General features: G+C 60.2%; 13 protein-coding genes. All 13 read right to left on the bottom strand.

The features are described from left to right. Window positions 1-150: 150 nt before the first annotated feature. A complete protein-coding gene (locus tag PGB28_RS13580) occupies window positions 151-576 on the bottom strand; it encodes a response regulator (RefSeq protein ID WP_271422057.1) in 426 nt (141 codons plus the stop codon). Continuing rightward, window positions 573-1,280, bottom strand: a complete 708-nt coding sequence (locus PGB28_RS13575; protein WP_271422056.1) for a beta/alpha barrel domain-containing protein — start codon at window positions 1,278-1,280, stop codon at window positions 573-575. The genes PGB28_RS13580 and PGB28_RS13575 overlap by 4 nt, the downstream gene beginning before the upstream one ends. Then, window positions 1,277-2,320, bottom strand: coding sequence for an anthranilate phosphoribosyltransferase (gene trpD / locus PGB28_RS13570; RefSeq protein ID WP_271422055.1), 1,044 nt, complete (start codon window positions 2,318-2,320; stop codon window positions 1,277-1,279). The genes PGB28_RS13575 and trpD overlap by 4 nt, the downstream gene beginning before the upstream one ends. A 39-nt stretch (window positions 2,321-2,359) precedes the next feature. Next, complete coding sequence (locus PGB28_RS13565) at window positions 2,360-2,611, bottom strand: acyl carrier protein (RefSeq protein ID WP_271422054.1); 252 nt, start codon at window positions 2,609-2,611, stop codon at window positions 2,360-2,362. Between the two features lie 51 nt (window positions 2,612-2,662). Continuing rightward, window positions 2,663-4,198, bottom strand: a complete 1,536-nt coding sequence (locus PGB28_RS13560; protein ID WP_271422053.1) for an AMP-binding protein — start codon at window positions 4,196-4,198, stop codon at window positions 2,663-2,665. A 15-nt stretch (window positions 4,199-4,213) separates the two neighbouring features. After that, window positions 4,214-5,395, bottom strand: coding sequence for an acyl-CoA dehydrogenase family protein (locus tag PGB28_RS13555; RefSeq protein WP_271422052.1), 1,182 nt, complete (start codon window positions 5,393-5,395; stop codon window positions 4,214-4,216). Window position 5,396: 1 nt separating this feature from the next. Then, on the bottom strand, window positions 5,397-6,617 hold the full coding sequence (locus tag PGB28_RS13550) for a beta-ketoacyl-[acyl-carrier-protein] synthase family protein (RefSeq protein ID WP_271422051.1): 1,221 nt from the start codon (window positions 6,615-6,617) through the stop codon (window positions 5,397-5,399). After that, the gene (locus PGB28_RS13545) at window positions 6,614-7,528 is read right to left on the bottom strand and encodes a beta-ketoacyl synthase N-terminal-like domain-containing protein (protein ID WP_271422050.1); all 915 of its coding nucleotides are present in this window, start codon (window positions 7,526-7,528) and stop codon (window positions 6,614-6,616) included. The genes PGB28_RS13550 and PGB28_RS13545 overlap by 4 nt, the downstream gene beginning before the upstream one ends. A 56-nt stretch (window positions 7,529-7,584) precedes the next feature. Beyond that, complete coding sequence (locus PGB28_RS13540; protein WP_271422049.1) at window positions 7,585-7,965, bottom strand: ectoine synthase; 381 nt, start codon at window positions 7,963-7,965, stop codon at window positions 7,585-7,587. A 296-nt stretch (window positions 7,966-8,261) separates the two neighbouring features. After that, window positions 8,262-8,945 (bottom strand): transglutaminase-like domain-containing protein, encoded by a 684-nt coding sequence (locus PGB28_RS13535; protein ID WP_271422048.1) that lies wholly within the window; start codon window positions 8,943-8,945, stop codon window positions 8,262-8,264. Between the two features lies 1 nt (window position 8,946). Further along, window positions 8,947-10,254: a sensor histidine kinase gene (locus PGB28_RS13530; protein WP_271422047.1), complete on the bottom strand. Its 1,308-nt coding sequence runs from the start codon at window positions 10,252-10,254 to the stop codon at window positions 8,947-8,949. After that, the gene (locus tag PGB28_RS13525) at window positions 10,251-10,952 is read right to left on the bottom strand and encodes a response regulator transcription factor (protein WP_271422046.1); all 702 of its coding nucleotides are present in this window, start codon (window positions 10,950-10,952) and stop codon (window positions 10,251-10,253) included. The genes PGB28_RS13530 and PGB28_RS13525 overlap by 4 nt, the downstream gene beginning before the upstream one ends. 74 nt (window positions 10,953-11,026) lie before the next feature. Next, window positions 11,027-12,502 carry a hypothetical protein gene (locus tag PGB28_RS13520; RefSeq protein ID WP_271422045.1) on the bottom strand — a complete coding sequence of 492 codons (1,476 nt, stop codon included), beginning with the start codon at window positions 12,500-12,502 and terminating at the stop codon, window positions 11,027-11,029. Window positions 12,503-12,530 lie beyond the last annotated feature (28 nt).

The raw sequence follows: 12,530 nt of genomic DNA, 5'->3' as shown, positions 1-12,530 counted from the left end.
CGCCCAGGCGCCACCCGGAATTCGCCATGAATCGTTATTCCCTGCCCGATTAGACCACGCCAAAAGGGGTTTCAACCGGACAAAGGCGCGCGGGTGTGGACCCCACGCGCCTTTGTCCGGCACAACATGTCAAACGAACAAACCGAAGGGTCAGAACAGCATCGGGCCAAGCTGGCGCAGGGGGCGCCACGCAATAGAGCGAAGCGTGCCCAGCAAGGCATCAATGCGCAGGGGCTGCACTTCGAAATGATCCGCGCCCTGTTCCAGAAACTCGATGCCCCGCGCGCGGGTGGCGTCGTTCAGAATGGCGATCACGGGCGTCACCGTATTGATCCGGCGCAGCTTGCGGCAAAACTCCAAAGCATCCTCCACGGGCCTGCTGTCCATCACGACAAAGGCGGACACCAGTGCTTGCCTTTGCAGGTTCAGCGCCTTTTCCGGACAGGTGGTAAGGATGGGTAGGTATCCCCGGCAGGACAGGCATTGGAACAAGACGGAGCCGGGGCGTTCCTTGGCACCGAGAATGACAATGGTTTCTCCGCCAACGGGGGGCGGGCAATTCAGGGGTGGCTTCACGCTGGCACCATCGGTTTCGAGGCGGCGTGCAGATATGTGCGGGCGGCATCGGCGGCTGTGCCAGCGCCACTCAGCAACGCGGTTCCCACCAGAACCCCATCAAACCCTGCGGCAATGGCGCGGGTGACGGCGCCGGGCGTGGTGAGCCCGGAGGCGCTGACCAGAAGACCGGCATGCTGGGCGCGCGCCATGTCGAACAGGGCTTCGCTTTGTTCAACGCCGCCATCATCCACCTCCTTGCCGCGAATGTCGCGATTGTTGATCGCAAGGATGGCCCCGGACGGCAGCGACAAGCCCTCCAGCTCCTTGGCCGAGGCCGCTTCGACAAACGGCGTCAGCCCGTGTTTGAGCGCCGCTTCGGCCAGACGCACCACGTCGGCGCGGCGCAGAAGCGTACATGTCAACAGGACCGCAGACGCGCCGGCATCCAGCGACTCGGTCAGGTGGCGTTCGGACGTTATGAAATCCTTGCGCAGAACGGGTAGTCCGGTTTGCGCCATGTCATTGATCATACCCGTATTGCCGCCGTGCCAGGCCCCCGTTGTGACCGACAGACACGGCGCACCCGCCTCGGCATAGTCCTGCGCAACATCCGCCACCTGGCGTCCATCCAGCAAAGGCCCAAGCTTTGGAGAGTGCGGCTTGATCTCGGCGATCAGGGGCGCCTGCGCCGCGGCCAGCCGGTCATGGAAAAGATAATTCATGCAGCGCGCCCCACTTTCGGAGCTTCCGCGCTCAGGAACGCGCGGGCCTGTTCCAGCTTTCGGTAGGGCGCGCCATCGGCGATGCAGTCCAGCGCAAGCCTGGTGCCTGCCGCCAGATCCGGCGCAACCCCGCCAGCATAGAGCGCAGCACCAGCGTTCAACGCAACGGTTTGCGACGCGACGGGGCCAGCCCTGCCCTGCAGGAGATCGGTCATCAGCGCGATATTGGTTTGCAGATCGCCGCCGGCCAAGGCTTCGGGCGAACCGGAGGCAAGGCCAAGTTCCAGCGGCTCAAGCCGCGAGGCGCTGTCCTGATGGTTCCATTGGCAGATATTGGGGCAAATGCTCAGAAGCTCATCAACCCCCAGTTTCGCGTGCACGACAAAGGCCGGAATGTTCAGCGACGCAGCGATCCCATGGATCTGCTTGAACAATTGCGGGCTGGACGCCCCGATCACATGCGCGCGCATCTTGTAGGGCGAAATGAGCGGACCCAGCGCATTCACGAACCGGCCGATGACCTTGAAATTCAGCGGCATGGCGGAAATCGCCAGCCGTTTCAGGATCGGCGCATAGCGCCCCTGGGCTGCAAAGGCGAGCCCGGTCTCGGATAGCATCGCATCGGTCAGGTGGTCGGATTTCGCCCCGGGAAGGCCGAGCGCATTCAGAATGTCACCGGACCCCACCGAAGAGGAATAGGCCGAAGAGCCCGACTTGATCACCTTTCCGCCCGCCGCCGCGACGACGAAAGACGCGCTTGTCGAAATGTTGAAGGTGGACAGACCGCCGCCAGTGCCGACGATATTCACCGCATGGCGCGCCGAAGGCAGTGCAACGGGCGGGGCGCTTTCCTGCACATATTGCACAAAGCTTCGCATTAGCCCGAGGTCGGAAGGCCGGGCCGAAAGCGCGGCCAGAACGGCAACGGTTTCGGCCCTGTTGCAAAGACCCTCGTCGGTGGCGCGCCAATAGGCCCGCATCTGGTCTTCGGTCGGTGTTTCGCCTGCGATCAGTCGCGCAGCGGTGCGGTCCGGCGTCATGGTCTTTGCTCCTTGTTGGGTGTGAGTGGCGTGGTGGGATCAGGCCGCAGCGGCCGTTTTGGACGCGATCAGCTCCTCGATCTGGCCAATGCTGCGATAAAGGTCGGCGTCCAGCTCATCGGGGGTGATGGTGAGGTCATATTCCCCTTCGAGAAAGGCGATCAGCTTCAACACGCCAAGGCTGTCGACAATGCCGGTTTCGATCAGGTCCAGCTCGGGCGTCAGGCGGTCTGCCGGGATGTCCAGAGCGAATTCTTCGGCGATAAAGCTGCGAAGGGATTGGAACGACATTTGAGGTCTCCTTTTTGAAATGTCTGGTTGTTTGGATGGTGTGGGATGCCGTTACTTGGCGGCGGATTCGCAGGTTTGTGCCAGAAGACGCCTGCAGGCTTTCCCGTTGGAGTTCCGGGGAACCGGCAACAGGGAAACGGTGAAATTGCGGGGGATGGCCGGGGTCGGCAAGGTTTTCATGAGGTGCAACCGCAGATCGAGGCTGTTGAGTTCATCGCAATGCGATGTGACCCAGGCGTTCAGAACGGTACCGTCGCTGGTATAGGTGACAAAGCTCAACGCCTCATCCACGCCGGGGTGGCTGGCCAGCGCAAAGTCCACCTCGTTCAGGTCGACCCGCACACCGCTGAGCTTGACCACGGTGTCGACGCGACCAACGAAATGGATCACGCCCTCTGCGTCGCGGCGCACAAGATCGCCCGAGCGGTAGTAGCTGCGCCCGTCGCGATGGGCCAGCACAGCCGTGGTCAGTTCAGGATCGGCATAGCCCCGCATCATGGTCGGACAACTGACCCAGAGCTCTCCTTCGCCTTCGCCATTGATCTCGGCACCATCGGCGTCAGCCAGAAGAAACGCGACATAAGGGAGCTTGCGACCCAAAGGCAGGGGGTCGGGCGTATTCTCGCGCGGGACCTCATAGAAGAACGTGTCGTTCGTCTCGGTACAACCATAGATGTTCAGGAACCGCGCATTGGGGAAAATCCGGAACAGCCGCTGCAACACCCGGGCGGGCATCGGTTCACCCGCAAACAGGACGCAGCGCATCGTCGGCATGACCTTGTCGCCAGCGCTTTCCGCCAGAAGTTTCAGCGCCGAGGGGGCGGAGTGCCAGACCGTGACACCGGCCTGTTGGATCAGGTCGCACAGGCGCGCGCCGTTTCGGGCGGTTTTGCTGTCGGCGAGCACCAGCCCCGCACCGGACATCAGCGACGCGTAGATATCGAGGAAGGACAGATCAAAGGCAAAGGGCGCGTGGCTCATGACACAGTCGTCGATCCGCAGGCTCAGTTCATCAATCACCCAGCCCTGAAAGGCATTGAGCGCATGGGCTTCGATTTCGACGCGCTTGGGCTTGCCGGTCGAGCCGGATGTGTGCAGCAAGGCCGCCAGATCCTGTTGCACCGAGACGACCGGCAGCGTCGCGACACACGGATCCCTCTCAGCGATCAGGTCAAGGTCGATCAACGGTGTGCCGGTGGCATGTGCCCAAGGCTTCAGCAGCGCCTCGGTCGAGGCGTCCACGACCACCGCCGAGGGGTGAAGATCGTCAAGAATGGTTGTCAGCCGGGCGGTCGGATGGGTCGGGTCCAGCGGCGCATAGGCGCGCCCGGTGGCCAGCACCGCCAGAATGGCAGCAAGGCAATCATGGGTTTTCGCCGCGCAGATCGCGATGCTTTCCTCGGCCCGTTGTCCGGGACCGGGCAGGGTGCTGCGGATCGTATCAGAGCGCTCTTGCAACTCTGCATAGGTAATCACAGCGCCGTCAGAGCCATGGATGGCCGCATCCGGCATCACATCCATTTCGCGGCGCAAAAGATCCGAAAAGGATTGTGTTCCGTTGATGTCAAAACTGTTGCGTTGAAGCATGGGTCCGTCTCCCGGTCAAAGGCCAAGCATGGCGGCAATTCGGTTTTTCTGAATGTCCGAGCTACCCGAGTAGATCAGACCGCCCATCGCGTTGCGCAGGTGGCTTTCGATGCCGGTCTCGCTCATGTAGCCCGAGCCGCCATGCAAAGTGATGGCGTCAATGGAATTGGCGACATGGGCCTCGGATATGGCGAGCTTGGCGGACGCGATCTCAAGCGAGGCCTGCCCGCCGCCATCCATTGCGCGCACCATGCGCGACAGCCAGCTGCGCGCCGATTGCAGGCGCATATGCATGTCCGCGATCCGGTGCGAGATGGCCTGATAGCTGGCGATGGGCGCGCCGAATTGCTTGCGCTCCTTGGCATAGGTCACGCTGCGTTCGAGCTGGCGGCGCATCTCGCCGACCTGGATGGCGAAGACACAGAGGATTTCCCAGCGCATGACATAGTCGAGAATGGCAAAGCCCTGCCCTTCGCGCCCGATCAGGCGGCTGACGGGCACCCGAACGTTGTTGAAATAGAGGTCCGCCATGGGCGCGGTACGTAGACCCATTTTCGAACGTTTCTTGCCGATGGTGAAACCTGGGCTGTCGCAATCCACGGCAAAGGCTGAGAACCCGCCCAGCGCTCCCTTGGTCGGGTGGGTCCGGGCGTAAACGACACAGATATCAGCGACCGGTGCGTTGGAGATATAACATTTCTCGCCGTTCAGGATGTAGTCATCCCCGTCCCGCACGGCCTCGGTCTTCATGGCAAAGGCATCCGAGCCGCTGTCGGGTTCGGTGATGGCATGGGCACCCACCTGGGCCGCCTCGACCAGTTGCGGCAGGAGGTCTGCCTTCAGCGCGTCGCTGCCGAATTTCTCAATCGGCAAACAGGTGCTGCACAGATGTGTGGCCAGCGAAAAGCCAAGCCCTGCATCTTCGCAGATATACCCCAGCGTTTCGAGAAGCTCGGTCAATTCCTGCACCGACAGATCAAGCCCGCCAAAATCCTCGCTGGTCACCACACCGGTCAACCCGGCTTCGACCAGCGCTTTCCAGCGCTCATGTCCGAAATCGCCTGTCTTGTCGTCCTGTTGCCAACCCGCGTTCAGCGCCGGGGCCCATTGGATGAGACCATCAAGAAAGGTCTGCATCAGCTCGGGTCGGTAATTGCCACCGGATGTGTCGGGCAGCAGGCTTTGGATGGCACGCATATCAGGTCTCTCCCGTGGTCAGGCGTTCAAGGATGAGGCTGCCGTTCAAGCCGCCGAACCCAAGCGAGTTCTTCATGGCGACGGAGCCGTCAAATTTGCGGTCGGTCTCCGGGAACGGCATCCGGAAACTGATGTCTTCGGGGTCAAGCGTGGTGCCCATCACCGGGGCCTCCCCGGCGTTGAGCGCCAGGATCGTGGCGATGGTCTCGATCGCGCCTGCGCTGCCCAGAAGGTGGCCTGTTGCCCCTTTGGTCGAACTGATGACAGGGCGCGGCGCGTCTTTGACAAAGATATTGGACAACGCTTCTGCCTCGGCGGCATCATTGAGCGGTGTGCCGGTGCCGTGGCAGTTCACATAGCCGATCTCATCCGGGCGCTTGCCTGCCATGGTCAGCGCCTGCTGCATGGCGCGGGTGAGGCCACGGCTGTCCGGGCTGGTGATATGGTGGCTGTCGGCGGACAAACCGATGCCCGCCAGCCTTGCCAGAGTGGTGGCACCCCGGGCGCGCGCATGCTCTTCATCTTCGATCACCAGCATGGCAGCGCCATCACCGATCATCATGCCCCGGCGCTCCTTGTCGAAGGGGCGGCACCGGTCACGATCCATGGCGCGCAAGGCATTGAACCCGGCGAAATCCGCTTCGCGCATCCGGTCCGATCCACCAACCAGCATCAGCGGCGTATCCCCGTTTTCCACCCGCGCCATGGCATAGGACAAAGCCCCAAGCGAAGACATGCAGGCACAGGAAAAGGCACAGACCGGTCCGTTCAGCGCAAAGACCTTGGAAAAGACCTGTGCGGCGCTGCCAGGTGTCACAAGCGCTCCATCTCCGGTCCGATTGTCGTCCAACGCATCGCTGTAGCGATCCATCAGCCCACCCGAGGTGGTGGCGACTGCGCATCCCATTTTCTTGCGCGCCGCCCCATCAAGACCGGCATGCCCCAGCGCCTCAAGCGCCGCCAACAGGCCCAGCCCGGCGCAGTCGCGCTCCACACCGTCCAGATCAGGCAGACGCCCGTTCTCAATGGCCGCGCTCAACGCCGCTTGCGTCGCGTCCGGGTCCGTTGCGTGCGCACGGCGGGCGCGAAACTGTTCAGTGTCGAACTGAAGCGGGGCTTCGGGTTCAGAACCGCCATGGTCGAGAACGCGTTGAAAATCAGCCAGGCAGGTGATGTCACGCGACACCACACCCAGCCCGGTGACGACGACAGAGCGGGTCATAGGCAGTCTTCCATTTGTCCAATCCCGATGCCGGCGACAATGCCGCTGCCGCTTTGACCAGCTGCGGAGATCTGCCACTGCTGCGGACCGCGCTGGCCCGCCTCGGGGCTGTTCAGCAGGTCGTGCAGGGCGATCAGACCGCCGGCGCCGAGATATTCCAGTGTTCTGGGGGTGAAACCCGGGGAACCCGGCGAGTGAGATGTAACGGACAGCCCCGCCCCGCCCGGAGGCACAGGGGCAACATGGGTCAGGATCGGCAGATCATCCCGACGCTGCGCAACCGAGGCTTTTTCCAGAAGAACCAGGACCATTGCCTCGCCAAACCCTTGTTTGGGCAAGGAACGCGCGCGGTCGGCAAGGTGATCGCCAATGGGCGGTGCAAGGTCCTCGTAGGCTGCCACCAGGACCCGGTCACACCGTCCGGCACGCAGCCAGTCCTGCGCGCATTGCAGTGCATCCAGACCGGCGGTTTCCGCATTGAGCACCGACAGGCACGGCCCTTCGATCTTGTAGTCAATGGCGCAGGCGGAGACCGGGTAATTATGGGTTGCCTGTGCAAAGCGCACTGCATCCACACCACGGGGGCCCATCTTTTTCAGCCTGCGATGCATTTCGTAAACCTGAGAGCAGCCGTAGCTGGAGCCCGACACCATGCCGCAACCGGGACCCGCCAGAGCATCGGCGGTCAGACCGGCGCGCTCAAGCAGGCGCGGGATCATCTTGTTCAATCTGTAGGACACGCGCGTGTGACGTCCTCGTACCGCGCGGGGGGCGGTCTCGAAACCGGAGTGATCGAGACAAAACACCGAAAAATTGCCAAAGGGTGCATCCGCCGAGTGTCCTTCGGCAGGGAGGAGATCCGGGGACGCGACATCAGCGCAACTGGCAGTGATTACGATGGTGTCATTCATGGCAGTGCAACCCTTTGGTCAGTTGGGGGAGATTTCGAAATTGAGTGTTTGCCCGCTCAGTAGGCCGAGCTTTCACCCGACAGAGAGTGGCGTTCATGGCCCTTCAGCGGCGGGTTGAACACACAGACCAGACGCATGGTTTTGGAGGCTTTCAGCCAATGCTTGTCATGCTTGTCCAGGGCGTACATGGTGCCCGGCGTGATGGCATGCACTTCACCGGTTTCCGCGTCGACGACCTCGCCTTCACCTTCGATGCAATAGCAGGCCTCGAGGTGGTTTTTGTATTCCAGAAGGGAGGAAGACCCGGCATTGATCACCGTATCGGTCAGGGAATATCCCATCTGGTCTTTTTCGATCAGAAGGCGGCGGCTTTTACCATTGCCCCAATCAACATCGCGATCCGTTTCGGCGATTTTATTCAGAGAGTTGATAATCATAATGTCCTCATGTCGATCATTTTTTTGCCGGAAACATTTTATTTCGGCTGCTTACCCGGCATGAATCAAACATAGCCCATTTGCTCTGTGGATAGTTTGTTGTTTTGTTCCGAAAAATTCTTCTGAGACACAGAAAATAGCGCTGCGGCCATCTGGCTCATGTTGCTTTGTGATGGAGTTTTTACATTTATACACATGAGCTTAATATCTACAGGACGACACCCCCACGGCACCGAAAAGGGCCGCCGGATGTTCCGGCGGCCCTCTGCTCTACACGGTATTTCTGTTTTGGCCCGTCAGGCCATATCTGCCACCAAAGATCCGGATTTAAACCGGGTTTCAGTTTTGAATAGCGGCGCATGCTTTTCCTGAAGGCCGCTCAGGATCACGTCATATGGAAGATCACAAAATTCTCCGTGATCGCGCATTATTTCCATATGCGCGTTCCCATCCAAATCATACGCATGATGAACACAATCCGTCTCACCATCGAATTCAAGAGGCATCATTCCATAGAGTTGGCAAAGCCGCGCATTGAAAACCGGGGTCGCCTTGACCCAGCGCCCGTCGAGCTCAAGGCTGACCAGGACATGATAGTGAAATACCTTCGTCCCCATGAGCTGCTCCAGCTTGGGCGAGCAGAGATGGTTTTTCACATCCGTCACCCAAAGCCGGGACGGGATGCCCACATAGCGCAGCAGCGTCGCGTAAACGATTGACTTGTGAATGCACAGACCGGACCGGCGCTTCAGGATGGCGCTGGCCGTCATCGCATCGCGGGCGAAATCTGCATTGTAGATCTCGTAGAACAGCCCATCCCGAACCGCATAGAACAAGGCCACGGCCTTGTCTTTCGGATCGTCACCGCAGGTGGCCAGAACCTTGTCGGCAAACTTGGCAATCGCCGGGTGATCGACGTCAAAGAATTCCGTGGCTTGCAGATCCGGCGCGGATGTCCGGGTTTCGGTCAGGACGGTCATGTCAGATATCCTCCAATGTGGTGCAAAGCGCGTTTGGAAAGATCGCGCTGATCTCAGTGCCTTCGCCGAGTGTGCTTTCGACTTCGATGCGCCCGCCAAGGCCTTTCATGATGGTCTTGCACAGATACAGGCCGAGACCGTACCCGCCGGATGCCCGTCCGCGCGATTCGTCGGCGCGCCAGAAGGGTTCCATCAGGTATTTCTGTTGCTCCGGGGCAATTCCGATGCCCTGGTCGCGCACCGACATGCGCATGTCACACGGGTCTTTCGCATCCGCAGAAAAGCGGACAGCGATCGGGTTTCCCTTTCCATAACGCACTGCATTGGTTACGAAATTCTTGAGTAGAACGCTGGTCAGGAAGCTATCGAAATAGGCAGTATTGTAACCAGTTTCGTTTTCAACCGTGATCTCGATGCCCGGATGGGTCAGTTGGGCGATCTGCTCATCGGCATAGGGTTCGATATCGATGAAATCGGCCGACGCCTTGCCCGCGCTGCGTTTTTCGGCGGCAAGGATGGACGAAAGAATTTCTTCGACCACCGCGATGTCCTTGTTGATCTGTTCGCGCAGGTTGGCGTCATCCACCATGTCCTTGCGCACCTTGAGCCGGGAAAGCGGCGTCAGGATCTCATGCGGCAATGCCAGCAGCATGTGACGCCGGCTTTCATGAATACGCTGCAGCTCTGCCACCATCTTGTTAAAGCCGTCGGCAAAAGTCCGGTATTCGCCAAAGGTGTTTTCCAGCGGGATCTGATAGCTCAAATCGCCCTCTTCCACCTTGGCGATGCCTTCGGTGAGCGCGTCAAACGGCAGTGTCAGGCGACGGATCAACAGATAGATCGCGTAGACCGCGAACAGCACCGACATGACGACAATACCCACCAGAAACAGCGCATAGGTCGAAATCGGACGTCCGAATTGCGGCAATACCGCGACGATATCGCCGCGCACGGACACGGCGGCATAGTGATCGCCCAGCCGCCGGATCGCGATCCGGTCGCTGTCGCGCAGCGCATCGTGATAGATGGCCGCATAACGCGAATTGGCGGCTTCCTCGGGGCTCATAAGCTCCATCGGGGCTTCGCCAATGGCAACGACCTTATCTTCGGGGTGCAGCGCGTTTTCAGCAAAGGCATCGAACAAAGCCCGCGCAAGGTAACGCCGGGGGTGTTCGTCCGCGACACGTTGCAGAGACAGGATCAGAACCGTGCTTAGAAGGGCCGTCGAAACCAGTGTCGCGATAAGCAAATGGCTGAAAACCGACCGCGTCCGAAGCCATCGGATCGCGCGTTTGAATAGTGAGATCATGATGCCTGTGCTGCCTTGATACTATAGCCCTGCCCGCGCAGAGTTTTTATGAAGTCCGTTTTGAGTCCCTGCTCGCGGAACTTGTGCCGGACCCGGTAGATGATCGTATCGACCATGGCCGGGTCGCTTTGTGTGTGATGGCCGATTCGATCCAGAATCTCGGCCCGGCTCAGTGTATTGCCCTGCGCGTCCTGCAAGCATCTGAGAATGCGCATTTCCAGCTCGGTCAGATTGACCGTGAAGGGGCCAAAAACGGCAGACATCTGCGCCGGGGACAGGTGAAGCACGGCCGGTTCCGCAGACACAGCCGTCTGGGATGCGACCTCGTCCTGCGCATCCTCGCGCAACCTGCGCACCACGGCACCAATCCGCGCGACCAGTTCCCGCATCTCGACCGGTTTGGCGACGAAATCGTCAATCCCACCTTCCAGCGCGACGATCCTGTCCGTCAGATCGGCACGCGCGGTGAGAGCGACAATCGGGATGTCGGCATAAGGTTTGCCGCTCGACCGGATGGACCGGCAGACGGACATCCCGTCCAGTTCGGGCAGCATCATGTCGAGCAGCATCGCGTCAAAACTTTCTTCTTCCAGCAGGGCAAAAGCCTGAGACGGCGCAAAAGCAAGCGTCAGGTCCATCCCGTATTTCTCAAGCATGGGCTTCATGAGAGGACCCAGTTCGTCGTCGTCGTCCAGCATTATCACGCGCACGTGGTATTCTTCCTTGTGTCTTTCCGTATCACCAAAGCGGCAGGGGGCATTCGCCGCCAACCTCAGAACGTGTAGGTAAAGCCCATCTGCAATGAGCGCTTTGTCGGGTTTACTCCATAGACCGACCGGTCATCCCCAAATGTTGTTATCCCGCGTAGGTTGAAATTACCATTCCTTCCGACAGGAATATCAACCGAAAGTTGTGCAAGTCCGCTGTTATCCGCCGGTGCATAGAACCCCAGCAGCGACATGTCCGCATCCTGAACGAAATCGTTCCATGCGAAGCGGGTAAAGAACTGGTCCCGCGCCAAAGGTTCCTGACGGCGGTTCGCCACACCGTAAAGCGCCCCTGCCGCCATCCGGTCGAACCCGGTGGCCCCGGACAGTGCGTCGATCTGCGATGCAGTGAGACCAGCCTCGTTGAAGTGGTATTCGAGCGTCAGAGACACATCCTCGGCCCCGACAAACCGTTCCGGCAGGGCCCAGTTGCCGCCAAGCGCGGCCTGAAAATACCAATCCTTGTCACCGTCAACGCCGATATCATCGCGGAACCCGGGCGTGCCAAGCGACCCGCCCAGCGCTTCATCCGCCAGAGAGAGGCGGTATTGGCCCATCACCTCTGTATAGAGAACAAGGTTGTCGCCCAGCGTTCCGCTCAGCTCAAACCCAATCCCGGGATCTTCGTCGATCAGAACGGCATTGGCGGTCAAGGACAGGTTGTCGTTGATATAGGGCGTCACTTTCAGGAACCACACCTCGGAGGGGTTGGTACGATCAAGCCCCATGCCGATGACATCGGCGTCCGTCCAAAGCGTATCAGGTTCGGCATCAATCTCGGGCCGGTAACCAGCCTGGATCAGCGTTTGCCCGATCGTCGTTGTTCCGGTGAACGCGACAACCCCCAATCGTTCGTTCCGGCGGTCCGCCGGTGCCGCGCTGCTGCTTGCAACCAGGCTGTTGTCGCGGAACCAGTCCGTGGGATTAAAGCCCGTGGCAACGCCATTGCGAATATTGATGCGACCGAATTGCAGGCTGGTGCCCGGCGTTATCGCATAGGTCAGGGCAAGCTCCTGGATATCAATCGCAAAATCGTCCGAGAACGTGTATTCTTGCCCGTCAACGATGTCCGTCCGGGCCCGCAGATTGAAGTTCAGACTGGCCCTTTCTCCAAGCGAATAGTCCCCGAAGTAATGCGCCTGAAATCGCAACGCGCCTTCGGTTTCATCGTCCAGGTTCGTGTTGGAAAAGAACCGCGTCTCCAGCTTGAGCGTCGCCGACAATCCGTCAATGCCGCCCGCATCAGGCTCGTCAAAGGCCAATTCAGTGGCCGGTGCCAGTTCCGGCACCGTGGCACCCGGGGCAGCGACTTCGGGCACCTCATCCGAGGCATCCGGCGCCGCAACAGCGTCGTCTTGGGGGAGGTCCGCGACGCTATCGCCCGGAAGATCAGGCGGCAGATCGAAATCCTGTGCCATTGCCGGCATGGCGATCTGGAAAGCAAGTGTCGCGGCGACCGAATGCATCAGAAGGCGTTTCATGTGATGGTCTCCTTTACGTGTTACGGGA

The organism is Primorskyibacter aestuariivivens, from assembly GCF_028023675.1.
In the GTDB taxonomy this organism is placed as follows: Bacteria; Pseudomonadota; Alphaproteobacteria; order Rhodobacterales; family Rhodobacteraceae; genus Marinovum; species Marinovum aestuariivivens.
This window is presented reverse-complemented; position numbering and strand designations above follow the sequence as displayed.